The 25648-nt window shown below is 34.1% G+C and carries 20 protein-coding genes and 1 pseudogene; 10 read left to right on the top strand and 11 right to left on the bottom strand.

Annotated elements, in window-relative coordinates:
• Positions 1-280: 280 nt before the first annotated feature.
• The 4 genes and pseudogenes from glyA to AAGU07_RS08495 all read right to left on the bottom strand — a co-directional run bounded on the left by glyA (position 281) and on the right by AAGU07_RS08495 (position 5693).
• Positions 281-1549, bottom strand: a complete 1269-nt coding sequence (gene glyA, locus AAGU07_RS08510) for a serine hydroxymethyltransferase (RefSeq protein ID WP_342459361.1) — start codon at positions 1547-1549, stop codon at positions 281-283.
• Positions 1550-1922: 373 nt separating this feature from the next.
• Positions 1923-2713, bottom strand: a pseudogene (locus AAGU07_RS08505) (DUF169 domain-containing protein).
• A gap of 353 nt (positions 2714-3066) precedes the next feature.
• Positions 3067-5055 (bottom strand): CoB--CoM heterodisulfide reductase iron-sulfur subunit A family protein, encoded by a 1989-nt coding sequence (locus tag AAGU07_RS08500; protein WP_342458680.1) that lies wholly within the window; start codon positions 5053-5055, stop codon positions 3067-3069.
• 434 nt (positions 5056-5489) lie between these two features.
• Positions 5490-5693: a DUF2795 domain-containing protein gene (locus AAGU07_RS08495; protein ID WP_342458679.1), complete on the bottom strand. Its 204-nt coding sequence runs from the start codon at positions 5691-5693 to the stop codon at positions 5490-5492.
• 311 nt (positions 5694-6004) lie between these two features.
• Between AAGU07_RS08495 and AAGU07_RS08490 the strand changes: the two genes are divergently transcribed.
• Both AAGU07_RS08490 and AAGU07_RS08485 read left to right on the top strand, forming a co-directional pair.
• A complete protein-coding gene (locus AAGU07_RS08490; protein WP_342458678.1) occupies positions 6005-6439 on the top strand; it encodes a hemerythrin domain-containing protein in 435 nt (144 codons plus the stop codon).
• A 396-nt stretch (positions 6440-6835) separates the two neighbouring features.
• Entirely contained in the window at positions 6836-7669 is an 834-nt protein-coding gene (locus AAGU07_RS08485) for an alpha/beta hydrolase (RefSeq protein WP_342458677.1), read from the top strand.
• A 158-nt stretch (positions 7670-7827) separates the two neighbouring features.
• Here the strand turns inward: AAGU07_RS08485 and AAGU07_RS08480 are convergent, their stop codons facing one another.
• The 6 genes from AAGU07_RS08480 to AAGU07_RS08455 form a co-directional block, all read right to left on the bottom strand.
• Positions 7828-8730 carry an AEC family transporter gene (locus tag AAGU07_RS08480; RefSeq protein ID WP_342458676.1) on the bottom strand — a complete coding sequence of 301 codons (903 nt, stop codon included), beginning with the start codon at positions 8728-8730 and terminating at the stop codon, positions 7828-7830.
• Between the two features lie 189 nt (positions 8731-8919).
• Positions 8920-9693: a class II glutamine amidotransferase gene (locus tag AAGU07_RS08475; protein ID WP_342458675.1), complete on the bottom strand. Its 774-nt coding sequence runs from the start codon at positions 9691-9693 to the stop codon at positions 8920-8922.
• Between the two features lie 40 nt (positions 9694-9733).
• A complete protein-coding gene (locus tag AAGU07_RS08470) occupies positions 9734-10459 on the bottom strand; it encodes a glutamine amidotransferase (RefSeq protein WP_342458674.1) in 726 nt (241 codons plus the stop codon).
• A 101-nt stretch (positions 10460-10560) separates the two neighbouring features.
• Positions 10561-11922, bottom strand: a complete 1362-nt coding sequence (locus AAGU07_RS08465) for a MurT ligase domain-containing protein (RefSeq protein WP_342458673.1) — start codon at positions 11920-11922, stop codon at positions 10561-10563.
• A 476-nt stretch (positions 11923-12398) separates the two neighbouring features.
• On the bottom strand, positions 12399-13334 hold the full coding sequence (gene radA / locus AAGU07_RS08460) for a DNA repair and recombination protein RadA (protein WP_342458672.1): 936 nt from the start codon (positions 13332-13334) through the stop codon (positions 12399-12401).
• Between the two features lie 157 nt (positions 13335-13491).
• Positions 13492-15861, bottom strand: coding sequence for an OB-fold nucleic acid binding domain-containing protein (locus AAGU07_RS08455; protein WP_342458671.1), 2370 nt, complete (start codon positions 15859-15861; stop codon positions 13492-13494).
• 314 nt (positions 15862-16175) lie between these two features.
• Between AAGU07_RS08455 and AAGU07_RS08450 the strand changes: the two genes are divergently transcribed.
• From AAGU07_RS08450 to mmp11, 5 genes are all read left to right on the top strand, one after another.
• Positions 16176-16349, top strand: coding sequence for a hypothetical protein (locus AAGU07_RS08450; RefSeq protein ID WP_342458670.1), 174 nt, complete (start codon positions 16176-16178; stop codon positions 16347-16349).
• A gap of 484 nt (positions 16350-16833) precedes the next feature.
• Positions 16834-17823 carry an isocitrate/isopropylmalate family dehydrogenase gene (locus AAGU07_RS08445; protein WP_342458669.1) on the top strand — a complete coding sequence of 330 codons (990 nt, stop codon included), beginning with the start codon at positions 16834-16836 and terminating at the stop codon, positions 17821-17823.
• Positions 17824-17878: 55 nt separating this feature from the next.
• On the top strand, positions 17879-19087 hold the full coding sequence (locus AAGU07_RS08440; protein ID WP_342458668.1) for a cysteine desulfurase: 1209 nt from the start codon (positions 17879-17881) through the stop codon (positions 19085-19087).
• 419 nt (positions 19088-19506) lie between these two features.
• Complete coding sequence (ribH, locus tag AAGU07_RS08435) at positions 19507-19917, top strand: 6,7-dimethyl-8-ribityllumazine synthase (protein WP_342458667.1); 411 nt, start codon at positions 19507-19509, stop codon at positions 19915-19917.
• Positions 19918-20290: 373 nt separating this feature from the next.
• A complete protein-coding gene (mmp11, locus tag AAGU07_RS08430) occupies positions 20291-21223 on the top strand; it encodes a methanogenesis marker protein 11 (protein WP_342458666.1) in 933 nt (310 codons plus the stop codon).
• Between the two features lie 28 nt (positions 21224-21251).
• On the opposite strand, the gene AAGU07_RS08425 is transcribed toward mmp11, so the two are convergent.
• Positions 21252-22976 carry a glycosyltransferase gene (locus AAGU07_RS08425; protein ID WP_342458665.1) on the bottom strand — a complete coding sequence of 575 codons (1725 nt, stop codon included), beginning with the start codon at positions 22974-22976 and terminating at the stop codon, positions 21252-21254.
• 198 nt (positions 22977-23174) lie between these two features.
• Here AAGU07_RS08425 and purE point away from each other — a divergent pair, with 198 nt between their 5' ends.
• Genes purE through AAGU07_RS08410 form a run of 3 tightly spaced genes read left to right on the top strand, consistent with a single transcriptional unit; the run spans position 23175 to position 25646 of the window.
• A complete protein-coding gene (purE, locus tag AAGU07_RS08420; RefSeq protein ID WP_342458664.1) occupies positions 23175-24188 on the top strand; it encodes a 5-(carboxyamino)imidazole ribonucleotide mutase in 1014 nt (337 codons plus the stop codon).
• A 21-nt stretch (positions 24189-24209) separates the two neighbouring features.
• Positions 24210-24341, top strand: a complete 132-nt coding sequence (locus AAGU07_RS08415; protein WP_342458663.1) for a hypothetical protein — start codon at positions 24210-24212, stop codon at positions 24339-24341.
• A gap of 18 nt (positions 24342-24359) precedes the next feature.
• Positions 24360-25646, top strand: a complete 1287-nt coding sequence (locus AAGU07_RS08410; RefSeq protein WP_342458662.1) for a UbiD family decarboxylase — start codon at positions 24360-24362, stop codon at positions 25644-25646.
• Positions 25647-25648: the final 2 nt, after the last annotated feature.

The raw sequence follows: 25648 nt of genomic DNA, 5'->3' as shown, positions 1-25648 counted from the left end.
CAAAGGTTTTTGATGTTTGCGAAATGAAATTTCGCAACCGTGAAAATTGAAAATTTTCACATGCCCCGAAAATCCCTCAAAATTCGTAGAATTTTGGGGCTGCAAAATTAAAAATTTTGCAAGCTAAGATTTTCGAGGGATTTTTTTGATCAATCCCGGCGAATCTTCGATTCGCGGCCCAAAAAATCGAAGATTTTTTGACGGCTTTTTTTATGAAAAAAGCCCTCAAACACTTCGTGTTTGGCGCGCCGAAAAATAAAAGATTTGGGGAGTAGTTGAATTAGAAATCAATGTATTTATAAGCTAAATCTTCTCTGAAACAGTAGTGTACAGTGTTGTACTGGTTCATGAACTCTGTAACTTCCGCTTTAACGTCTTTACCTTCCATGGCTACTTTTTTGATGAACTCTGCAACTTCTTCCATTTGAGCTTCTTTTAATCCACGGCGGGTTATTTCCTGTGTACCAACCCTTATGCCGGATGGATCATCGGTCCGTTTACGGTCGTCCCATGGGAGTAAGTTCTTGTTAAGGATGATGTTGTTAGCTTCCATGTCTTTTGCCATTTTAGCTGCACTGCCTACTTTCTTAACATCCATAGCTACCTGGTGAGATTCTGTAAATCCTAGGTCTTCACAGAGAACATCAAAGCCAAGTTCATAAAGGCTCTGTGCAAGAGCTTTAGCGTTTTTAATTATCTGTTTTGCATAATCTTCACCGAACTCAAGCATTTCTGCTAAACTAATACCTAATGCAGCTACATGGTGAAGGTGATGGTTACTTACAACTCCAGGGAATACAGCTGTGTCTATTTTATCTTTTATGTCTTCTTTGCAGAGGATCATACCACCTTGAGGACCGGGGAAGGTCTTGTGGGTACTTCCAGCAAGAATATCAGCTCCTTCTTTAAGAGGGTCCTGGAATTGGCCACCAGCTATAAGACCGAGTACATGTGCTCCGTCGTACATAACTTTTGCACCTACTTCGTCTGCTGCTTCACGTGCATCTTCTACAGGGTGAGGGAATAAGAATAAACTACCGCCAAGAAGAACCATTTTGGGCTTGTTTTTTATAATTTCTTTTTTCATAGCATCGGCATCGATGTTCATTGTTTCGCTGTTGAATGGGTGTGATTTGATTCTTAAACCCCTTATTCCGGCTGCACTGACTTCTGCATGGCTTATATGGCCACCTACAGGCACATTTAATGCCATAAGGAGGTCATTATAATTTGTAAGGGCAAAAAATGAGGCTAAGTTTGCAACGACCCCTGAATTTGGCTGTACATTAGCATGTTCAGCATTAAACAGTTTTTTGGATAGGTCAATTGTTAAGTTTTCAATTATGTCTATGTATTCACAGCCTTCATAGAGCCTTTCACATGGTAAACCTTCCGCATATCTGTGGGATAGGTCTGATGCTAGAGCTTCCCTTACGTCTATACTGGTTATATTTTCACTTGCAATTAAGTTTATACTATTTTCCATCCATCTATGATGTTCTTTAGTAACTTCTTTGATTTTAAGAGCATATTTTTGATTTTCGTACATTAATTGTCCTCCGTTTTTGACATCGGGAGTACATTTTTCATCTTTAAACATTGATTGCCTCCGAGTAAATGTAAATTAAGTAGCTTTACATAACTATGTATAAAATAAATGAGTATAAATACTTTCAAAAATGACTACTTAATCACTGAAAATTCTGATTTTTATTGAAATAGTTCTATGATTTTTCTTAAAAAACTGAATTCTGCAAAATTAAAAGTGTCTGGATAAATTAAGAATGTAAAATAAATTCGCTCATGTTTTGAATGTTCACAAAACAAATGGGTTGACATCTTGAAATTTTTAATTTAAATTAACCAGTTATAGCATGAATTATAAATGTACACAGACTTGGACATGAGCGAATAAATTAATATCACCTTTCCTTAAAGAATTTTTTGGTTCTCATTTCTTCTAAGTTGGATATTATACGGGAAAATTCACTTGCAGGAATAGCAACCATAATATCTTCTGGGTTAATATCCATATGCTGTCTGGAACCCACATCTCCAAAACCGTAGGTGACCTTTCCAGTCATATAAGGAACTGCGGCCATTGAGCTGCATATTGGTCCTGAATCAGCACCTAAGCCATGTGCACCCGAATCATACGCATTTGCATGGAGTATTTCCATCCCCTGTTTTGCATTGCAGACTACAAATATCACGTCAGTTCAAATTCTGCATTTACAAGGGGGGGGGGGCAAAGATAACGGCGTTAAAAATCCCGCATTCTACATTCAAATTATTTTTCCACGAACGTTGAACTGCAGGTATATTCTTGTAAACTCCCATTGGAACTAAAAATGCACCACTTTGCATGTTTGCAGGGAATTCCTTTGGGTCTTTAAGTCCCGAATATCTTGCACCACCCATACATTCCTCTTCTTCAGCAGTTGCATAGAAAGTTTCGCCGTGCATAGCTTTGTCTAGCTCTCAAAAATTCATAGAATTTTTGGAGCCCTCAAATGCAAAGGTTTGGGGCCACGAAACCGATGGTTTCGTTGGCACGAAAATCTACGATTTTCGTAAGTTTGGTAGAAAATCTAGATTTACCTTCTTCCTTTTCAATATCTCTTGGTTCTTTTACAGACCATTTTATGGCAACTGGATCATTTTTTAATTTCAAGATTTCCTTTAATTTATTTCCAAGTTCATTGTAGTCCATTTTAAACTCCCATCCTTACAAAATTCTTAAAAATAAACTGTAATTTAATACATTTTGATCTTTAATTTGTATATTATTAATATATCCTTTTTGGAAATAAATCAGTTGATTAGTTAAAATAATCATTTTAAAACATCTGGCTAAAAATGAAGAGTTTTAAACGCTTTGAAACATATTTAAGTTGCATCCAACGCTTTAAGTATATGTCAACAGGACATTAAAATGATTATAATTAAAATTCTTTCATTAAACGCGCTAAAACTATTATAAAGCTAAAATAAGTAGTTAAAACAGTTAATTAGTTAGAAATAGTTGTAAAATAAAAATAAAAGATAAGGAATAATTTCCTTAATCTATTTGGATTGTGCTCCGGTTCCGCCCATTGCAGCTTCAATCTGAGCCATAATCTGGTCAGTCTTGAAGTGGCTCTGGTCCATTGCTCCAGATGGACATGCTGCAGCGCATGTTCCACATCCGTGGCAGAGAGCTATGTTAACAGTTGCATGGCCTTCGTCTATTGCTAGAGCTCCGTATGGACAGAGTTCTACACAAACTGCACATGCACCACATACGTCTTCATCGGTGTATGCAGTAATTGGTTCAATTTCCACTTCACCTTTAACCATTGGAATTGCTGCTCTTGCTGCAGCACCTGATGCTTGTGCTACGGAGTCAGGAATATCTTTTGGTCCTTGTGCTACACCTGCAAGGAATACACCTTCAGTAAGTGTGTCTACAGGCCTGAGTTTTGGGTGAGCTTCCATTAAGAAACCGTCTGCACTCTTGGAGAGCCCAATGGTCTGTCTTAATTCGTTAGCACCTGCTGGTGGTACGAGTCCAGCTGCGAGTACAACCATATCATAGTTGTATTCAGTTACTCTTCCAAGTAAGCTGTCTTCTGCCCTTACTGTAAGGGTCTGGTCAGGGTTTCCGAGAATTGCTGCTGGCCGGCCTCTGATAAATTTAATACCGTATTTTTCTTGTGACCGTTTGTAGAACTCTTCAAATCCTTTACCGAATGCCCTTATATCCATGTAATAGATAGTGACTTCAGTGTCAGGTTCGTGGTCTTTAACGAGCTGAGCGTTTTTCATGGAGTGCATACAGCAAACTCTTGAACAGTATTCGTTACCGACTTTTTCGTCCCTTGAACCAACACATAATATGAATGCAACGCTTTTTGGGTGTTTACCGTCAGATGGTTTTAATACGTGACCTTCTGTTGGTCCTGATGCGTTAATCATCCTTTCGATTTCTAATCCTGTGATAACGTTTGCGTTGTCTGCATATCCGTATTCAAGTTTTTCATTTGCGTCGAACTGGTCGTAACCGGTTGCAACGATGATTGTACCTATGTCAAGTTCAACTTCTTCAGCTACCTGATCGTGCTGAACTGCTCCTCTTTCACATATCTGGTCACAGAGACCACATTCGATACAATAATCTTTGTCGATTGTAGCGAGGAGAGGTACTGCTTGTGGGAATGGAATGTATGCCGCTTTAACCATACCAATTCCTTCGTCGAAGTAGTTTGGTATTTCTATTGGGCAGACGTCTACACATGACCCGCATCCTACACAGAGATCTTCGTCTACGTATCTTGGTTTTCTTTCTACGGTTACTTTGAAGTTACCGATGTATCCTTCTACATCTTTAACTTCTGAGTAAGCTAATAATTCAATATTTTCGTGTTTTCCTGCATCTACCATTTTAGGTGCGAGAATACACATTGAACAATCGAGAGTTGGGAATGTTTTATCTAACTGGGCCATTCTTCCCCCAATGGTTGGGTTCTTTTCGACCAAGTAAGTTTTGAATCCCATGTCAGCTAAATCGAGAGCTGACTGAATACCTGCAACTCCTCCACCGATAACCATAGCGGTATTTGTAACGCTAACTGTTTCAGCTTCTAGAGGTTCTAATAACCTTGCTTTTGCAACTGCCATTCTTGTTAAGTCTTTTGCTTTTTCAGTTGCTGCTTCAGGTTCATCCATGTGTACCCATGAATCGTGTTCTCTTAAGTTCGCGAATTCAAATAAAAATGGGTTTAATCCTGCTTCTGATACACATCTTCTGAATGTTGGCTCGTGGAGCCTTGGTGAACATGCTGCTACTACTACTCTGTTTAAGCCCTTTTCTTTAATATCCTTCTGGATTTTTTCCTGACCTGGGTCTGAACAGAAATATTTGTACTCTTCAGCTACAACAACGTTTGGAAGTGTGGCTGCATAATCTCTAACTGCCACTACGTCAACAACACCACCGATGTTGATACCACAGTGACAAACGTATACACCTATTCTAGGTTCTTCACTAGTTTCTACTTTTTTTTCTTCTGCCATTAGATCACCTTTCACATGTGTGATGAATGATTTTTATGTATATGGGTGTAGGTCTATCAATGATACAGATAAACTTTTCTATTTATTTTTTTATACAAAGTTTATATATGAGAACATTGAAGACCTGCTGTTTTTCCCGTAAGGGAAATTTATTTAATAAAAGTATTGTTCGCTTTTGTACTTAATAAAAATACTCATCGGATTTCATTTTTATTATTAAATTTTGCAAAACTATTAACTGTCTCTTTTTTTATAAGGGGGTATAAATTTTAACATGTATTAAACGAGCAGATCCTCAATCAATTGTGGTGTATTTTAACTTGATTTAAAAAATGAAATTTAATATTAAATAATTTAAAATAATTAAATCATTAATGATTTATTTTAGAATATAAAATAAGAAAAGTAGGAATTGTGGGAATTAATCCCACATTTTATCTCTTTTCTTGTCCCCATGCTTTTTGAACATCAGTAGGTGAGTTAAATTTTTGTTCGGGTAGATTTTCTATGGCTTGCATAACATTTTGACTTGCATTATTCTTTTGGGCCTGTTGCATTAACTCTTGTTTACTTGCAGGGTAATCCATACCCTTTAATGCCTGTTGTATTTCTGTAGTCATTCCACCACGTCGTGCCATAATTATCACCTCTCTTTTATAGTGTTATCTCATAAGATAAGATAACTTTAAATTAGCCATTAAAAAAAACGTTTATTGATTAAAATAATTGATTATATATGATTTTAATTTTGTAACTGTGTTTGAGCTATACTTTTGAATAGCATACTTTAAAAATGTTACTAATAATTAAGTAAAAAATATTACTACTAAAGTTCAGATCTATTAATGTATAAAAATTTAGAAAAAAGTTCCCTTAAATTAAATCAAAGCTATGAAAAATCGTAGGTTTTGGGACCACAAAAAATCAAAGATTTTGAGAAGGTGATTAAATGGCAGAAAATAATGTTTATGAATTACTAAAGAATGACCATGATAATATAAAGAATCTTTTGAGGGAAACTATACAAAATAAGGACCCTTCACAATTTCCTAAAATCCAAAAAGAATGGGAATCCCATATGCTGGGAGAAGAGATATATTTTTATCCAGCACTCAGGAAAAAAGAATCATTCATGGTCCTTGAAAGATATGAGGAACATGAACTTGGCAAAAAATTGATCTATGAATTAGATAAACTGGATAAAAGCGACGAACGATGGATGCCTAAAATGGGAGTACTTCAAGAGATTATAGAGCTTCATATCGATGAAGAAGAAAAAGAAATTTTTCCTAAGGCCAAAGAAATAATAAATGAGGATAATGAAAAGTATATACTGGATAAAATAAGAGATGAAAAATCCAGGTACGTAAAGTCTTACCTCTAAATTTATTTTTATTTTTCATTTTGAAGATTTAAATTGAATTTAGATATATTACTTTTAATTGATTTATTTTCATAGAATTAGTTGTTCTCTAAAACTAGCTGTTGAATGGGTTTCAGGTTTAAAAAACTAATTTAAATAGATTTTTTATTGAAATCAGGCTTGTTTTAATGCGTTATTTTTTCTGTGTTATAGTTAACTGGCTCATTTATGGGGACATGAATAGTTGTCAGTAATACTTATACTTTAAAAAATAATAAGTTTTTAATAGTTTTAATATCTTAATTATAATAGGTGCAATATCTTTAAACTTTGTATACTCAGTTAAATCGTTTATAAAAGCTTTATTCATTAGAATATTGGGCCTAAACATGTATAAATAAAAGTGGAGGTAAATAAATGTGTCCGTTTATTAAAGTAGGTAAAGGAAATTCAGGCGATATAAATTTACATTATGAAGATTATGGTGAAGGAAAACCGATAATTTTAATTCATGGTTATCCATTAAGTAGCCGTGCATGGGAGAAGCAGATACCTGCACTACTTGATGCAGGTTATCGCGTTATCACCTATGACCGAAGAGGATTTGGAAATTCCAGCCAACCCTGGTCAGGTTATGACCCTGATACATTTGCTGAAGACCTGCATAAGCTTATTGCTGAACTAAATTTACATGATTTTGCATTGGTCAGTCATTCAATGGGGGGTGAAGAGATCGCTCGATATATTGGAAAATATGGAACTGGAGATGTAAGTAAAGTTGTTCTTATCTCTTCAGTCACTCCTTTCCTTCGTAAGGCTGATGATAACCCTGAAGGATTAGATGAAAGTCTTTTTAAGGAGCTTAAAAACGCAGTTACTGAGGATCGGCCAGCATTTATGACTAAATTCTGCACAGACTTCTACAATATGGATGTTTTCGAAGGTAAACGAGTCAGTAAACATGCATATCAGGCAAGCTGGAATACTGCAGTCGAAGCTTCAATGAAAGGGTCAATTGATTGTGTAGACACATGGGGAGTAGACTTCAGAGAAGATGTCAAGCGTATTGATGTGCCAACACTAATAATTCATGGTGATCAGGATCGAATTGTTCCTTTCCCTAATTCTGGAAAACGTATGCCTGATTTTGTGAAAGACAGTAAATTAGTGGTAATAAAAGATGGGCCACATGGTATTGCTTGGACACATACTGAAGAAGTTAACCGTGAGCTCCTGAACTTTTTAGGATAAAGAAAACCAGCTTTATGGAGTTTACAGTCCAATTTGACGAATACATCGAAATTTTTAATTAAAATTAATTCTATTTTTTTTATATTTTTGATAGTATAATGTTCATTTTCTTTATGAAACACCAAATTAAGCCCTAAATCACTTCAAATTCTGTAGTCTCATACTAAAAATAATAGTATAGGGAGAGTTATCATACTCAGTACAGTACTTAAAAAGATACATGCTGCTGATACTTTTATGTCTAGCTCATAGGTAATGGCCAGAACAAGTGCGAGCATTGCTGAGGGCATTCCTGCTTCTAAAACTGTAACTGATTTTTCAAGGCCACCCATACCTAGAATAAGGACAATTATAAATGCTATTAATGGAGCTATACCTAATTTTATGGAGGATACTAATGATGCAAGTCCAATATGTTCTTTAATTCCTCTAAATTCCATAGATAACCCTAAGGATATCATTATAAGAGGTATGGCAGCGCCACTTAAGTAAGTTAATGTTTGTGTAATTACATATCCAAGTGGTATATTTAAAAAATTTAACAGGAGACCCATGATAATTCCCCAAAGTGGAGGAAACAGGAGTGATCTTTTTAAAATATCTGAATATTTTCCACCTAGCATTAAAAGGAAGAATATTCCAAAACTTATAAAAAGGATCATAGAGCCCATATCATAGAAAATAGCTCTTATAAATCCATCTGTTCCGAAAACACCTAGCACAACAGGGTATCCAAGAAAACCAGAATTAAAAAGAGCACTAGTTGATACAACACTCCATTTAGTTTTATTTGGGTAATTTTTAAGAGTTAAAATCAAATAAGCAATTAAACCAGAAATTATTCCAACAGATATGCATATAATTGGAATTGGAACTATAAGTGGAAGAATAGATAAATTTACTTTGTATATTGCAAGGAATATGAGTGATGGAATTGCAATATTTATCACAATTTTATTTAGAGATACTGCGTCTTCCGCCTTTAAAACATTGGTTCTTTTTAAGACATAACCAAGAAGAATCATGGCTATGATGGGGATAATGGTTTCAACTGAGTTCATATAATTCCCTTAACACTATTAATAATGGTTAAATACTAATTTAGCTTTTTTTAAATGCATTTGAAAACTAAAAATAATTCACGGCTTTAAAACAGGTTCTATATTATAAATTGTGATTTATCATTAATAAATCGAATGTATCTTGTTAGTTTAAATAATAAATTTAACAACTCGGGGGAATATTAAATCTCACTCATTACGAATTATTTTGCCATTTTTCAGGATTTTAAGTTCCCCTGGCTCAAACTTTTGCCATTTTTCATCAGTTAAAGGTCGTGTAGCTATTATATATCCTTCTTTTTCAGTTGATTTTTGTTCTTTAAGATGTATATCAAAATGTTCATCTGAAAGATGTGTATGGTGGTAGGGGGCCTCGCGGTGAAGGTAGAATAGGCTGTTAAATCCGTTCATGTCATAATAACAGAATAAATGTTTGCCATCTGAAAAAATACAGTTAAATTTGCCATAATTGTTGATATGCCTTAATTCATCAAGTAACCATCTATAACTGGAATTATCAAAAAATTTAATCTTTTTTTCCTTTATTCTGTTGAGTAAATGGCAGAAAGCAGCTTCAGAATCAGTTTCACCAATCGGTTTAAAAGTAGAAATGTCAAAATCTTTTTGATAATTAGTTAGATTTCCATTATGTGCAAAAGCAAAACTTATGCCGTTTAATTCACGTCCAAAGGGATGAGTATTCATATGTGCAGGCGGTGCGGCGCTATTTAGTCTTACATGTGCAACAAATATTTTTGATTTAATTTTAGGATAAAGTTCGATAAATTCGGATAATAAGCTTTCTTCAGCTTCTAAAGGCTCTTTTATAATCTGTGTAGATTTATCTGGGTAAAAAGATATGCCCCATCCATCAGGATTTGCTTTACCTCTAAGGCGAAATCCTTTAAAAGACAGATTAGGCCTTACATGTGTATTAAATGATAATCCCAGCAGTTCACACATATCATATCACATTGGCCGCTTTTTATTTTATAAAAAAATATTATCTACAGTAAAGTTTTATTACTTTTTTATGGGCTAAATTTTCAAAGTCATCATTTAAAGACTGTAATTTTTCAACTTCGTACTTTCTTTGTAATGCTTTTAAAATTAAGTAATCAGCTAAATGCGGGTTTTTTGGAAGTATGGGGCCATGAAGATAGGTACCTATGCAGTTTTTATAGACTATACCTTCTTTTTTATCTTTTCCATTATTTCCATATCCTGATTTTACTAACCCTAAAGGGTTATAGTCGCTGTATGTCCTTCCACCATGATTTTCAAACCCTACAATAGTTTTAGGAGTTAATCCTAATTGATTTTCAATTATAACATTCCCAATTAGTCTTCCTTCTTCACTTACAGTCGAATAATTGAATATCTCAAGACCAGAGACTTCTTTACCTTCATTATCAATATATTTCTCACCTAAAAGTTGATATCCTCCGCATATAGCAAGGACAACACCGTAATCTTCGATAATATCTTTAAAAGAATCTTTATATTTTAAAAAATCAGAATATACTATTCCCTGGCCTCTATCCGATCCGCCGCCTATAAAAAAGATATCTCCTTCACTTAAATCATGTTTCTCCTCATTTAAGCTAAAATTAATTATATGGGGAGTAATCCCTCTCCATTCGCATCTCCTTTTCAGGCAGATTACATTACCAATGTCTCCATACAAATTTAGAATATCTGGATACATATGGTATATATTTAATTCCATAATTTATCCTCCACGTAACATTAAATTTAATAGGAATCCTTAATCTAGGAAACTTCTGTCAAGACATGTAATATGTGAGTAGTTTCAACAGTTTATCGTGGTTACTTGCCATGTGTTAAATTTAGTACCATGTCCCTGGTCTCGAAAACTGCTGTGTATGTGGGCAGTATATATGCAATTTCAACATCTTCATGAACTGTTTCTTTGATTGATTCCTGCATGTCATCATCTATTTTTATAATTTCTGTAGGAATATGGGCGTATTCAATTCTTAGTGCAATATCTTCGGCCCTTTTTCCAGAACAATAGATTTTTTTTAAGTTTTCGATGTTCTTGAATTTGCTTAGCCCTGCATCCCATATCCATGAGATATCCTGGCCATCTGCGGGATTATCATTTAAAATAAAAAGAATGGCTTTTCTTCTTTTATCATGGGATATGCTTTTAATTACTTCTGTAAGTCCAATGGGATTTTTAGTTAGCACAATTTTTATGATTTTGTCTCTAAATTTAATTTCTTCCATTCTTCCTAGTTTATAGTCAAAATTTTCCATCCTATGAATAATTTCAGATGGTCCAATTCCTATTTCGCAGCTAAACGTAAATGCTGCGCAACAATTATAAATGTTGTAAATTCCTTCGTACTCAAAACATGTATCTTTAAATGTTTCTTTAGCAGTATTAATATCAAAACAATATTTGTTATCCTTATAATTGATATTTTCAATGTAATAATCATAATAGGGATTTTTAAATCCACATTCTTTACAGTTGTAACTGCCTAATTGTCCATAGTTAAAATATTCATAATCAATATAACTGTTGCATGATGGACAATTTCGTGTTTCCACTATTTTTTCATTTTTGCTGCTGAATTTATTCTTTTTAATCCCGTAGAATATATTATTTTTATTTAAATTTTTAAATTTAGATACAAGTGGGTCGTCTGCATTTAAAATAAGGGATGTATTTAAAGGTTTAATGGTTTCATAAACCATGGATACAGTGTTTTCTATTTCCCCATATCTGTCGAGCTGGTCCCTGAAAAAGTTGGTCACAACGATATAATCTGGTTCAATATCTCTCATTATTCTTGTAAAAGAGCCTTCATCTACTTCGAAGACTCCCCAATCGTATTCGTCCTTATTGTTTTCGATAAAACTGCTTGCAATGCCTTGGGGCATATTTGCACCCCTCAAGTTTGAGAGGACATTTTTAAAATTGCCCCCTAATATATGGGCAATTAAGTTATTTGTGGTAGTTTTACCATTTGTACCAGTTACAATAACTTTCTTTTTACATCTTTCATTCACGATTTTCAGAAGATCTGGTTCTATTCTAAGCGCAATATTCCCAGGTAATGCTGTAGCGGTCCTTCCTGTTGTTTTAAGCCCAAATCTTACTAACTTACCGGTTATGATCGATAAAGAAAGCCTTAATTTTTTAATTAGACTCATGTCCATAAATACCCCCTTTCAAAATTTATGGATGAAACTATCTATTTAACTGAAATAAGTGAGTAAAGTTCCTGCAAGTATTAATGCGTGATTTATTTTAAGTTTTATTGGATTTTAAGTCAATTATTGTGCTAAATGACTTTAATAATTGTTTTAAGTGGTGTCTTTAGATTATTGGCGAATTATAAATGAGTTAAGTATGCACTTTCTTAGATAATTTTTCTCTAATTAAATGTAATACTTTATTAAAAATAAACTTTTTTATTGTATCTACTTTTGTACTTAATAGGTTAATACTATCCTGAAATAATTATTACTTATAATTTTAAAGGATTTTATAGAATTTGGGCAAAAAGAAGTTAGTAATTTGTATTTTTATGTTTTTAAAACAAGTTTATATCTCAATTTTTAATTGAAAAACAAATTCAAAAAATAAGAAGAAAATAGGCATGAAATGTTATCATGCTATTTCACATTGTAACTTAATCAACAATACCTTCAGTTACTATCTTGAATACAGATTCACCTTCAGGTAAATGAGGACTGTCTACGAGTCTTGCAATTCGTTTTCCAGCAAGGCCCTTTTTAAGCCATATTCTGTAGGTTGCAGCGTGTCCAAGCACGTGACCTCCGACAGCTTTTGTTGGGCTTCCAAAGAAAGCGTCAGGTCTTGCCTGCACCTGGTTTGTAACAAACACTGCTACATTGTAGGTGTTTGCAATATTTTGTAACGTGTGGAGGTGCTGGTTTAGTTTTTGTTGCCTTGTTGCAAGTGTTTCCCTTCCTACGTATTCTGCTCTAAAGTGCGCAGTTAAAGAATCTACTATAACCAGTTTTATATTTGTTCCACTTTGGATTAACTCGTTTATTTTGTCTGCCATCAGGATTTGGTGACTTGAATTAAAGGCTCTTGCAATGTGTATTTTCTGCAGTACTTCTTCATTATCAAGTTCAAATCCTCCTGCAATTTGCTCTATCCTTTCTGGCCTAAATGTGTTTTCTGTATCTATGAAGACACATTCTGCATCAAGACCGCCTTTTTCTTCTGGAAGCTGTACTGTAACTGCAAGTTCATGAGATATCTGACTTTTTCCTGAACCGAATTCACCAAATACTTCTGTTATGGATTGTGTTTCGATTCCACCACCAATGAGTTCATCAAGAGCAGTACTTCCACAGGTTATTCTACCTATGTCTTTCCTACGTTCCATCACATCAAAAGCGGTTTCAAAATCAATTGATTCAGCTTTCCTTGCAGCTTCAATGACCTTTTCAGCGACCCCTTCACCGATTTCAGCTTTTACACTGAGTTCTTTGGCAGTTGCTGTTGCAAGTCTCATCATGTCTGCAAAACCTGCATCTATCAACTTTTGAGCAGTTTTTTCCCCAACACCGGGTAAATCTCCTAATTCGACCATTTTGATTCTCCTTTAAAGTTTGTAAAATTAGTTGAAAAATGTATAACATTTTTCAAGCGCCCAAAAAATCTGAATAGATTTTTTGAGGAGTTTTTGGAATCTAAGTTCTATATTTTAAAACTGCACCTGTTGCCTTATTCATTTTTGAACTTATTTCCTATTTTACTATCTTCTTTGCAATGAGCCTTATTTCCTCATTGTATTCATCGAAGCTTGCATCTGCGATTACAGTAATCTCGCTGCCAATCAGGTCTTCGACTTTTCCTGCAAGTGATCCTTCATCTGCAGTCGTCATAATCACTTCATTTGCCTTCTCAGTGGTCATTCCAATTAATTCTTCAGCTTGTTTCCTGAAGAATGTTGTTCTGACCGTTCCAGTGTCATCTTCAATTACACATGGAACTATCATGAGATAGTTTGGTTGTTGTATTTCCTCTCCGCAGAAATCACATACAAATGCATCATCGACGTATTCTACTCTTTTATTACAATTTGGACACATTTCATAGAGTATCCTATCTCCATATGCCTCAATAATTTGTCCACTTAACTTGATGTTTTTATCATCTTCTGTAAGTTCTTCAATTTTCTTGGTTTTATATATTGATTCTTCAATTTCTTCAAGTGAAGGAAGTGCAGCTATATCTTCATCTTTTGGTTTGATTACCATTGTGGCTCTTCCAACACTGAGTTCAACAGTATCATTTCTGAATCTTGGTCTTGCATTTTTAATCCAAATTACATCGCCTCTGTTTAACCCCATTTCAGCTTTTTCATCCCAAAATGAAGCTCTAACAGAACCAGTATCATCAGCAAGTTCTACTGTTCTGACCATTCCCATGGTTCCATTGGACCTTTGGAACTCATTGACATCATATAAATTAATTATACGTCCAATTATTCCAACTTCGTCTCTTTCACTTTTTATGTTCTCTAAAGCGCTAATTTTAATTGGTTTATACATTTCCCCTTCAAGCTCATCAATAGGTGGAAGGCTCTGGGCATCATTCTCACTTATTTTAATTATTCTAACTGTTTTTCCAATGCTAAGCTCCACACTGTCGTCTCTAAACCTGGTTTTTGCATTTTCTATCTTTACAAGATCGCCTCTATTTAACCTGAGCTTTGCTTTGTCATCCCATAGTGATGCTCGAACTGTTCCAGTGTCATCAGCGATTTTAACAGACCTTACAAGTCCTGTAGTTCCATCTGCTCTTTGGAATTCATTGGCATCGTAAAGATCCATCATTCTTCCAATGATATCCACTTCTTCTCCTTCATCTTCAAGTTTATGTAAATCTTCAATTTTGATTGGTTCAAGCTCTTTTTTGTGTTCCTCAAGAACTTCTTTTAAACCAGCGTCTTCTTCTGGATTTATGACTATTTTACTGCTCCATCCAGTGTTCACCCTGTAACCAGTTTCTGAATAATCATCAAATTCAATATTTCCACCTGTGATTTTCAGGATATCTCCTTTGTTGATGTCGAGCTTGGTATCATCATTCCAGAGAGTTATTTTTATGGAACCTGTCTCATCTGAAATTACAATTGATTTTACAGATCCAGCACTTCCATCTGAACGTTGAAAAGTGATAGCATCCTGTATTTTGCTCACAACTCCCATTAAAGTGACATCTTTCATTTCATGGGCGTCTCCGATCTTCATAACTTCTTCTTTATACTCGGGAACATCGAAATTATCTTTTATTATCCTTCCAATCCAGGAATGAGTTAAATTAACTTCATCATTTCTAACACGGCTTTGGGCACCTAATATTTTTATAGAATCTCCTTCTTTGAGTTCTATTTCATTAATAATCTCAACATCTTTATTCCATAAAGTTAAGGATATTGAACCTGTATCATCCTTTAAATCCAGGGTAATGAATTGTCCTTCTCTGCCGTTGCTGTTGTAGGTTCTTATTCTTGAAATTCTAACTACTCTTGCAATTACATTAACCTGCATTTCGCCTTTAATGTCTGCAATTTTTGTTATTTTTTCAGCATATTCTGGTAAATTATCTGCTTCTTCGCCCTCAACTTTTTCGATGGTTGATCTGCCTTGTAAGTGGGCCTCTTCACTTCTGTATCCATCTTTTATTTCTACATTGTTTATTTTGACAATGTCTCCTTCAGAAAAGTTTTTAAGTTGTTTGATGTTATCAGTCCAGAGTACTACTCTAATTTCCCCAGTATCATCTGATAACATAATGTTTTGTACTTTACCTTCTTTTCCTTTCTTTGTTACAAATGCTTTAGCGTTGGAGATTCTCATTATCCGACCAGTTATGCTTATATCATGCAAACCTGTCTCTAATTCGGATATTTTACGTAGTTCGTTGTCCTTTGCAAGTGGAACGTTTTCTTCGTCTATATATTCTCCTACTATCATCCTTGCAATATCAAGCTCATCCATAAAACTTACATCTTCATAATCCTTTTTCATGTCCTCTATTCTTTTTAGGAAATCGTCATATGAGATTTTGTCACTGATTCGCTGATATTCGCTTTTTACATCATTTTCCATCTTGAGCCCTCACTTAAAATCTACATGTATAAATTTTTAGAAGAATTAATTTAATGTCATATAATATATGTAGTACTATTTACACCCCGATATATATGCTTAACTGCTAAAAATGCCAACTTTTTTCAGCCTAATTAAGCTTTTTACAGCCTTCAACATTAAATAAATATTTATTTTAGCATTTTGATTAATTATGTGAATTTAGATGTATTTTGGGAACATATGGAACTATAAAATAGTGTATTTTCGCATAAAGATGTTCTAATGAATATAATATGGATCTATATGTCCATATGATTAATATTGATGTTTAAATGACCTGTAATATTACTGAAAATTTATGTGCCGAATTTTTTTATGAAATTAAGGTTCCTAGAGTCTGGGATCCTGAGAAAATTATGATCATTTTTGATCATCAAATACCTGCAGACTCGCTTGATAAGGCTATGAATGGGCATATAATACATAGATTTGTTAAATATCAATGAATTATTAATTTTTAGGGGTGGGCACGATTTTATGTCATCAAGTGCTCTTTGATATGGATTATGTGGTTCTGGGGAAAATTGTAGTTAAAATTGGTTCTTATATTTGTATGTATGTGGATTTATTGAAGTTTACAATGGGTATATGTTCAAAAGGCCCCGTTGTGATTTTTACAACAGGAAATTTGTAATTTAAAGTTCTATAAACAATCAATTTTAACATAAAAATGAATATTCTTTGATCAAACTTATTTAAGATGTACTAATCAATATAATCTGAAAAAACGATGGTTACAGTCCAAATTACGATGTTTGTAAGTTTGAAGACGAAAATACATTGAATATGTCAGTTTTATATATATGGGCGAAATTAAGCAAAAATAATAATTAAAATATAAAAATAAGGTTAATGTTAAAATAGATACAATAGTTTAAACTTAAATTTTAGATAATTTTACAGTTAATAAATAAGGATAAAGGTGTTTTAATGTACAAAATAGCGGTGGTACCTGGAGACGGTATCGGAAAAGAAGTTATGGAAGCAGCATTACATGTTTTAGATGCACTTGAAGTTGAATTTGATTACACATTTGCAGACGCAGGAGATGAATGCAAAGCAGTCTCAGGAGTTCCTTTACCTGAAGAAACAATTGATATAGTAAAAGAATCGCAGGCATGTCTGTTTGGTGCTGCTGGAGAATCAGCAGCGGATGTTATTGTCAGATTAAGACAGGAACTTGAGCTTTACGTTAATTTAAGGCCTGTTAAATCATACCCTGGCACTAAAGCTTTGTTTGACAATTTAGATTTTGTAATTGTTAGGGAAAACACAGAAGATCTCTATATTGGGCTTGAAGAAGAAACAGAAGAGGGAGCCACTGCTTTAAGAGTTACCACAAGAAATGCTGTAGAAAGAATTTGCAAGTTTGCATTTGATTATGCTGAAGAAAATGGCAGAAATAAAGTTACAGCAGTTCACAAGGCAAATGTACTTAAAAAAACAGATGGATTATTTAAAGACATTTTTTACAAAGTTGCTGAAGATTATAAAGATATTGAAACCGATGATCGTTATGTTGATGCAACAGCAATGTTTTTCATTACAAACCCTCAAATGTTTAATGTGATCGTTACTACAAATTTATTTGGAGATATACTTTCAGATGAGGGTGCAGGACTTGTTGGTGGTCTTGGTTTAATACCATCTGCTAATATCGGAGAAAATAGTGGTTTATTTGAACCAGTGCACGGATCCGCGCCAGATATTGCTGGAAAAAATATTGCAAATCCTTCTGCAATGATATTATCTGCAGTAATGATGCTTGATTACCTTAAAGAACATGGTGCAGCCCGTACAGTTGAAAATGCACTGGTTGAAGTTTTAAGTGAAGGTAAAGTTGTAACTGGGGATATTGGTGGAAATGCATCTACCATGGAAATGGCCAGTGAAATTAGAAGAAAAATAGAGGAAAAATAAGTTGTAACTTTATACTGGGTTCAAATAGACTTAAAATTAATTAGGAGCGTATTTCATGGAAAATACTCAAAATATTGATATCAGATCGGATATTCCTTTACTTAATGAAGTAATCTATTTGGACGCTGCAAGCACTACTCCAACTCCAGAGCCTGTAGTAAATGCAATGTGCGATTATTTTCATAATTTCAATGCTAATATAGGAAGGGGTGCCTATAAAACAGCAGTTAAAGCAACAATGAAATTTGAAAATACAAGGGAAAGAATTGCAAAATTTATAAACTGTAATAGAAATGAGGTTATATTTACAAAAAACACCACTGAAGCTATAAATCTTGTAGCAAACAGCCTGGAATTTAAGAAGGGTGATTCAATAATTGTTCCCAATATAGAACACCATTCTAATTTTCTGCCATGGCTCAATTTGAAAAAAGCAGGAGTTAATCTTAAAGTCATAAAAACAGATAAATATGGCGTAATAGACATTGGGGATATTGAAAAAGCTGTAGATGATACTACAAAGCTCATCACGACTACTCATATCTCAAATTCAATTGGTTCATGCCAGCCTATCTATGATATTGGGGATATAGCAGAAGAAAACGATATTTTATATCTTGTTGACGCCGCACAATCTGCAGGACATGTAAAATTTGATGTAAAAGAAACAAAGGCAGATTTTGTTTCATTTCCAGGACATAAAGGTCTTTTTGGTCCTGTTGGGACTGGATTTTTATATTCCAAAAGCGATGTTATGGATAAATTAAAACCAGTTAATCTCGGCGGTGGAACAGTATCAAAGGTTACAGAAGATGATTTTACGCTTGAATCTGCTCCAGGTAGATTTGAGGGAGGCACTCAAAATATAGCTGGTGTCATTGGTCTTGGAGCGGCTATAAATTATGTGGAAAATGTTGGAATTGAGAATATTGAAAAACACAGCGCAAAACTTACAAAATATATGTTTGACGCGATTAATAGCATAGATAATACAATATGTTATGGTAATCCAGATAATATTCATGGAATAGTTGCTTTCAATGTGGAAAGTATGAATTCTCATGATGTTGCTAAAATACTGGATGAACTTAAAGATATATGTGTAAGGAGCGGTTATCACTGCGCAATTCCTGCAATAAAACATATAGGTGCGGATAAACTTGGTGGAACTGTTAGAGCATCGGTTCATTATTATAATACTAAAGAAGAGATTGATATATTAACAGAAACTGTTGAAGAAATATCTAAATTCGCAGGAGTTTGAGGAAAATTCATTTTGAATTTTCCGAAACATTCAAAACTTCGTTTTGATGTTTGCAAAACTTTCAGTTTTGCAACCGTGAAAATCTGTGATTTTCACATGCCCCGAAATTCTCTGAATTTTAGAAAAATGCCTTGCATTTTTCTAACTCCCAAAAATCGAAATTCATCGATTTTTGAGGATTTCGAGGGCCCAAAAAATAAAATTTTTTGGAGGTTAAAATATGGATAGAACAAGAGCCATAGCAATATTTATAATTGTAATAATGGTGGTATGGGTTGTTGCAATTGCTGTATTAAGTGCAATATAATTAAATTAATAGTTAAATATTATATGTATGATAAAATAAGTTCATTTTAAATGAATTTTTATTTATTTCACAAAATTTTGAGATTAATTATACTTGAAATGGAGGAAAAATAATGGTAAAAGTCAGATTAGGAGCAGTAGTAGCTGAATTCAATTATGATATAACTCATATGATGTTAGAATTAGCTAAAGAACATGCTAAATTTTTAGATTCTGAAATAACAGAAATAATTACCGTACCTGGCGTATTTGATATGCCGCTTGCAATTAAGAAACTTCTAGAAAACGATGATATTGACGCGGTTGTAACCATTGGAGCAGTTATAGAAGGTGCAACTTCCCACGATGAGATAGTTGTACAGCACGCATCACGTAAAATTGCGGATTTAGCACTTGAATATAACAAACCAGTTGGTTTAGGAATTTCAGGCCCAGGTATGACGCGTTTAGAAGCTCATCAACGTGTTGAATATGGAAAACGTGCTGTCGAAGCAGCTGTTAAAATGTGTGAAAGATTAAAATAATCTTTCTCTTTATTTTAATAATTTTAATGAATTATTTTTAAGTCTAAATATCATTATTTTGCAACATTTTTTTATAACATGGTCATAAATACTCTTTTTGGATGATTTTATACAATATAATGCGTTAACGTGCTTTCAAAGCAACATAATCATTTAAAATAACAACACTTTAAGTTGCATGACACATGATCAATTTGAAAATCCAAAATTAATATATTACATAGCAGTAAATTCAAAACAGTACACATTGATTATTAAACAATTTTGCAGGACACAACAAGAATCAGCAAATTTTCCTGTAAATTGTTATTTATAATTAATTTAACTATGAACCAATCAGAACTAATTAATTACAATATTAGGTGATTATTAAATGGAAATAGTAACCCCTGACGACTTAAAAGAGAGATTTAAAGACCCATGGGTAGCCCCATATAAAAAGATTTTAACCATGGTTGACGATGATATGGTAGAAATTGTTGAATATCATCCCTGTATTGGGGGCTCACAATGGATGGTCTATCAATATGAAAGGTCAAGTGATCTGGTAAAAAGTGCAGAAAGAGATGGAAACAAACATACATATCTTGTAGACGTTGGAAAAACCGATTTAAATCTTAAACCAAGTTTTTCTGCTGCAGGGATCGAAGAAGTATCTGTTGAAGGGGATGAAGTAAAAGTAACTCATGCAGGTCTGGCTGGAGCAGGAGTTGGGGCTGCAATGTGCCGGGGAATGGCAAAAGGGGTTAAAAGAGTTGAACTTTACGATATTGGTGGTGGTTCAAAGGTTGGAAGGGCTGCTGTTGTAACTCCTAAACTTCAAAAAGTTGTAATTGGAATTGATGACACTGATACTAAGGAAAAAGGGGCCACATGGACTTTAGCTAATAACGTCGGAGTTGAACTAAGTAAAAGGGGATTTGAATATATAAATCATGTTATTGTGCAGTTATATCCTCACAATCCAAATAAAACTCAAAATTGCGTTGCTATAGCACTTGTTTTCGCTGTTAAACCCGGTGAACGAGATAAATTAATTGAAGAAGCACGAGAACTATTTAAAGAAAGTACCCTATCTCAAAAGACTTCAATGGCAATTTTAGATGGCATTAAAATTCCTGAAAAGCTGAGAGAATATTCAATGGCAACTAAACAGTCCATGATGTCCCTTGAAGAGGCTGAAAAAACTGCAAAAGAACTTGGAATAGAACTTATTGAAGTTACAGGTTCTCATGGTAAAATAGGGGCTCTTGCAGCATTAGGACTTTACAATGATATAGAAGAAGCCGTAAAAGTTTATTATTGATTTTTTAAAGGTAAATGAGATTCTAAACTCATTTACTTAAGAATATATTTAAAAATTTGCCTCGATCTGATGTTGCAAATTCGAAATTAGAATTAACTTGTCCTCCAATTTCTATTTTTATGGTATGATTGCCCCAGTAAAGAGTAGTATTATCTTTAGCATCGTTATTATTGACGTAAATGGTACGATCCTTCATGTTGTTAATGTAGATGCTGTAAGTCCCATCTTTGAGGACTCCTGATGTTGTTGCAACCTTCTGGTTATCAACGTATATATTTACTATTCTGCCGTTTTGATAATCTGATTTAATTATAGCTCCTTCAATAATGGATATGTCGCTAATATTTCCCTGTACTGGTAGGGATCTTTCAATATATATATTATTGAAGATATTTCGGAGATTACTATCTAATATGACAGTTCTTGTGTCCACTCCGAGATATGTTCGTGCATCTCTTGGCATTCTTAATATATTGTCTTCTCCCTGTATAGTTGGACGTGTAGTGTATTTTTTGTTAAATATATATATGGAATCTCCATAGTTCAAGCCTAATGTTTTCATAGCGCTGGATGGAACCCTGAATATGCTATACTCATTCTCAAGGGCGCTATCTACTGTATAAGGTCCTCTTGATTCTAATTGTAAACCATTAGGACCTATTAGCACGAGATTTCCTGAAGCTGGCTGTATTGATATTGTCCCATCATCTATGCTTACATATCCTACAAATGTGGATATCATAGTTAATAGTATTAATCCGGAAATAAGAATCGGAAAGTGCATATAAAATAATGACTTTAATGTGGGGAGTCTTCCACTGGATTTTGAAAGAATATTTGCTGTCCTTTTTACGAGAAGTACGCCATAATAAATGGCAATTATTAGCCCGGATACTAGAATTACTAGTCCTATATCCATTGGAATTTTGTTAACGAAAAATATGGAGAAAAGCCCTAAAGTTATAAGTGAAAGTCCTAAAATGGCCATTCTTATGTTTTTTCCCAAGTCATCCATCATGGAAAACCTACCGTATGACATCGCACGGTCTACAATAGTCCTTACAACTTCATTGGCCATTTTATTCAGGCCTTCAATGGATGAATGTACGTGTTCAATTTCACCTATGTCTACTTCTTTTATCCTCATTCCCCTAACATCAGCGTCCAGCACGATTCCAATGTCTACCCCATAATCTTCTTCAAACTTTATCTTACTTAAGAAACTTTTTTTCGCTGCAAATTGTCCACTTAAAGGCTGATCATATTTTAATTCTGGGAAAAAGAAATTTAAAAGTGGTTTGGCGGTTAATTCTGTCACTCTTCCTGCTTTTCGTTTGAATTTTGTTTTGGTCACGTCTGCTTTTCCATCTAATATGGGTTCGATGATTTTTTCCACTTGTCTTGCGGTTAAATTTTTCAAATCTGCATCAATGAAGGCGACAACATCCCCATTTGAATTTTCAAAACCAGTTTTTATAGCTGCACCTTTTCCTTTGTTTTTAGAGTGGAGTATAACTGTTGCTCCTGCTTTTTGCGCAATACTTGAGGTATCATCTGAAGATCCGTCATCGACGACAATTATTTCATTGACACAATCTAAACTATTTATAACACCGATCACTTTTTCTATAGTTTTAGATTCATTATAAGCCGGAATTACGATAGATACTGTCATTTTTGTTTCTGAACCTCTGTTTTTGATGGATGCCACTAGTAAGACGAAAAGTAGGATAAGCCATGACAAAATGTACACCTCAATTTCCAATGTTGATATTTACATCAAATTTTATAAATAATGCGAGTTATATTGAAATATCTGAAATACCTATTTACTTTCTCACATATGAAAATTTCTTATTTTCATTGTAAAAAATTCCCAATTTTTTAACATATGAAAATTTCTTATTTTCATTATAAAAAATTAATGTTATTAGATATTTGAAGGTGTAAAATGAAACCAAGAGTTATGATATTACTGGGAAGTTCATCTGATTTTTCTATAGCAAAAAAGGCTATAGATATATTGGAAACGTTATGTATTCCTTATGATATTAAAGTAGCTTCAGCACACAGAACGCACGAAAAAGTTAAAAAAATTGTAACAGAATCTACTAAAAATGGAATAGAAGTATTTATGGGAATTGCTGGACTTTCAGCCCACTTACCTGGAATAATGGCAGCGAATACTCATAAACCTGTGGTGGGGGTACCTGTAGATGTTAAAGTAGGCGGGCTCGACGCGCTTTATGCATCAGTTCAAATGCCATTTGGAGCACCGGTTGCTACCGTTGGAATAGATCGTGGAGACAATGGGGCACTACTTGCCGCACAGATAATTGGAATCCATGATGAAGAGGTAAGAAAAAGAGTTTCATCAATGAGGAGCTCTTTCTTTGAAAAAGTAAATAAAGACGAAAGCAAACTTCTTGAAAAGGTTAATGGTAGCTATTATTCCCCATTGTTATTTGATGCTCAGGAATTTAAAAACGATGATTCTGCTGAAGAACAAGATTTAGATTCATATGATGATCTGGATGTAGCGGTAATTGCTGGAAGTCATTCAGATATCAAATTTGCTCGGAAAACCACTAATTTCCTGGATAAAATGGATGTATCCTATGATTTCAGTGTTATATCTCCTGTAAGACATTCTAAAAAGTTTGAAGACCAGTTAAAGAAAGTTAAAAATGCTAAGCTTTTTATAGCTCTAACTGGACTATCGGCGCATGTTACTGGAGCTATTGTAGCATATACAGAAAAACCAGTTATAGGAGTCCCATGTTCAATTAGACTTGAAGGAATGGACGCGCTACTTTCAATGGTTAACATGCCTCCAGGAGTACCTGTTGCAACAGTAGGAATAGATAATGGAGGAAACGCTGCTATTTTAGCTGCTGAAATGCTCGGAATCACAAATAAAAGTGTTGAAACTGATATAATACGGTTTAAAGGAAATATTGAGTAAATTATAATTATATGGATAAAAATGAAGGAAAAAGATGAGAACTGTGCTAATACTTGTCAAACAGGTGGCGGTGGCTGTTCTGTAAAGCAAATATGGTTAGGAATTGCAGTTATTGTAATTATAATGATTACAGCAGCGATTTTTGGTAATTAAATTCGTGGGTTGGTAGTTATGAGAGAATTTTTGAATCTGGTTCTTGAAGAAGATTTTAAGGTTATAACGGTTGAGAAGGAAGTATCTGCTGAATATGAAGTCGCGAAGATTTTAAGGGAACATCCAAAGGATGTATTGATCTTTGAAAATGTTAAAGGCTATGATATGAAGATCATATCTGGTATTTGCAACACTAGGGATAAGATTGCACGTGGAATTTCAGTTACAGTACCTGAAATTACAAAACGGATAATGAAAGCCACAGAGAACCCTATACCTATTAAAAATGTTGAAAATGTCAAAGAAAACTTCAATACTCAAAAAGAACCAGATTTAAGTAAAATTCCAGTACCAACTTACTACAAAAAAGACGGCGGGGCTTATATGACTGCTGGAGTTGTAATAGCAAAAGATCCGGAAACTGGAATAAGGAATGCTTCAATTCATAGAATGCTTGTTTCTGGAAAAGATAAACTTGGAATAAGGATAGTCCCAAGAAATCTTTATACTTACTATAAAAAAGCGGAAGAAATGGATAAACCGCTTGATATTGCTATTGCAATAGGTATGCATCCTGCAACACTTCTCGCAACAACCACCTCTGTTCCAATTACAACAGATGAGCTTGAAGTTGCAAATAATTTCCATAATGGAAATATGAAACTTATAAAGTGCGAATCTGTTGATTTAGACGTGCCAGATGCGGAAATAATAATGGAAGGTAAAATTTTACCCCACGAAAGAGAACCTGAAGGTCCATTTGTAGATTTAACAGATACTTATGATGTTGTGAGAGATGAACCAATTATAAAACTTAATAAAATCCATTACAAGAAAGATCCTTTCTATCACGCTATAATGCCTGCTGGATTTGAACACAGACTTTTACAGGGCCTTCCACAAGAACCAAGGATTTATAATGCTGTTTTAAACACAGTTCCAACAGTTCAAAATGTTGTTTTAACTGAAGGCGGCTGCTGCTGGCTTCATGCAGCAGTTTCTATAAAGAAACAAACTCAGGGTGACGGTAAAAATGTTTTGATGGCAGCGCTTGCAGCTCATCCCTCCTTAAAACATGCTATTGTCGTAGATGAGGATGTTGATATTTTCAATCCTGAAGATCTTGAATATGCTATTGCAACACGTGTTAAAGGTGATGATGATATCATGATAGTTCCTGGAGCTAGAGGTTCTTCACTTGACCCTTGTGCAAAGCCTGATGGTACCACTACTAAGATTGGAGTGGATGCAACTAAGCCTTTGGACAAGTTGGAGAAATTTAAGAGGGTTAGTTTTTCGGAATAAGC

The sequence above is a fragment of the Methanobacterium sp. genome, assembly GCF_038562635.1.
GTDB lineage: Archaea > Methanobacteriota > Methanobacteria > Methanobacteriales > Methanobacteriaceae > Methanobacterium_D.
This window is presented reverse-complemented; position numbering and strand designations above follow the sequence as displayed.

Bases quoted from the DNA above. Each gene is read 5' to 3' on its own strand.
- radA (WP_342458672.1), bottom strand. From the start codon at position 13,334: ATGGTCGAATTAGGAGATTTACCCGGTGTTGGGGAAAAAACTGCTCAA.
- AAGU07_RS08445 (WP_342458669.1), top strand. From the start codon at position 16,834: ATGTACAAAATAGCGGTGGTACCTGGAGACGGTATCGGAAAAGAAGTT.
- mmp11 (WP_342458666.1), top strand. From the start codon at position 20,291: ATGGAAATAGTAACCCCTGACGACTTAAAAGAGAGATTTAAAGACCCA.
- glyA (WP_342459361.1), bottom strand. From the start codon at position 1,549: ATGTACGAAAATCAAAAATATGCTCTTAAAATCAAAGAAGTTACTAAA.
- AAGU07_RS08500 (WP_342458680.1), bottom strand. From the start codon at position 5,055: ATGGCAGAAGAAAAAAAAGTAGAAACTAGTGAAGAACCTAGAATAGGT.
- ribH (WP_342458667.1), top strand. From the start codon at position 19,507: ATGGTAAAAGTCAGATTAGGAGCAGTAGTAGCTGAATTCAATTATGAT.
- AAGU07_RS08450 (WP_342458670.1), top strand. From the start codon at position 16,176: ATGACCTGTAATATTACTGAAAATTTATGTGCCGAATTTTTTTATGAA.
- AAGU07_RS08485 (WP_342458677.1), top strand. From the start codon at position 6,836: ATGTGTCCGTTTATTAAAGTAGGTAAAGGAAATTCAGGCGATATAAAT.
- AAGU07_RS08480 (WP_342458676.1), bottom strand. From the start codon at position 8,730: ATGAACTCAGTTGAAACCATTATCCCCATCATAGCCATGATTCTTCTT.
- purE (WP_342458664.1), top strand. From the start codon at position 23,175: ATGAAACCAAGAGTTATGATATTACTGGGAAGTTCATCTGATTTTTCT.
- AAGU07_RS08440 (WP_342458668.1), top strand. From the start codon at position 17,879: ATGGAAAATACTCAAAATATTGATATCAGATCGGATATTCCTTTACTT.
- AAGU07_RS08495 (WP_342458679.1), bottom strand. From the start codon at position 5,693: ATGGCACGACGTGGTGGAATGACTACAGAAATACAACAGGCATTAAAG.
- AAGU07_RS08410 (WP_342458662.1), top strand. From the start codon at position 24,360: ATGAGAGAATTTTTGAATCTGGTTCTTGAAGAAGATTTTAAGGTTATA.
- AAGU07_RS08465 (WP_342458673.1), bottom strand. From the start codon at position 11,922: ATGGACATGAGTCTAATTAAAAAATTAAGGCTTTCTTTATCGATCATA.
- AAGU07_RS08475 (WP_342458675.1), bottom strand. From the start codon at position 9,693: ATGTGTGAACTGCTGGGATTATCATTTAATACACATGTAAGGCCTAAT.
- AAGU07_RS08415 (WP_342458663.1), top strand. From the start codon at position 24,210: ATGAAGGAAAAAGATGAGAACTGTGCTAATACTTGTCAAACAGGTGGC.
- AAGU07_RS08490 (WP_342458678.1), top strand. From the start codon at position 6,005: ATGGCAGAAAATAATGTTTATGAATTACTAAAGAATGACCATGATAAT.
- AAGU07_RS08470 (WP_342458674.1), bottom strand. From the start codon at position 10,459: ATGGAATTAAATATATACCATATGTATCCAGATATTCTAAATTTGTAT.
- AAGU07_RS08455 (WP_342458671.1), bottom strand. From the start codon at position 15,861: ATGGAAAATGATGTAAAAAGCGAATATCAGCGAATCAGTGACAAAATC.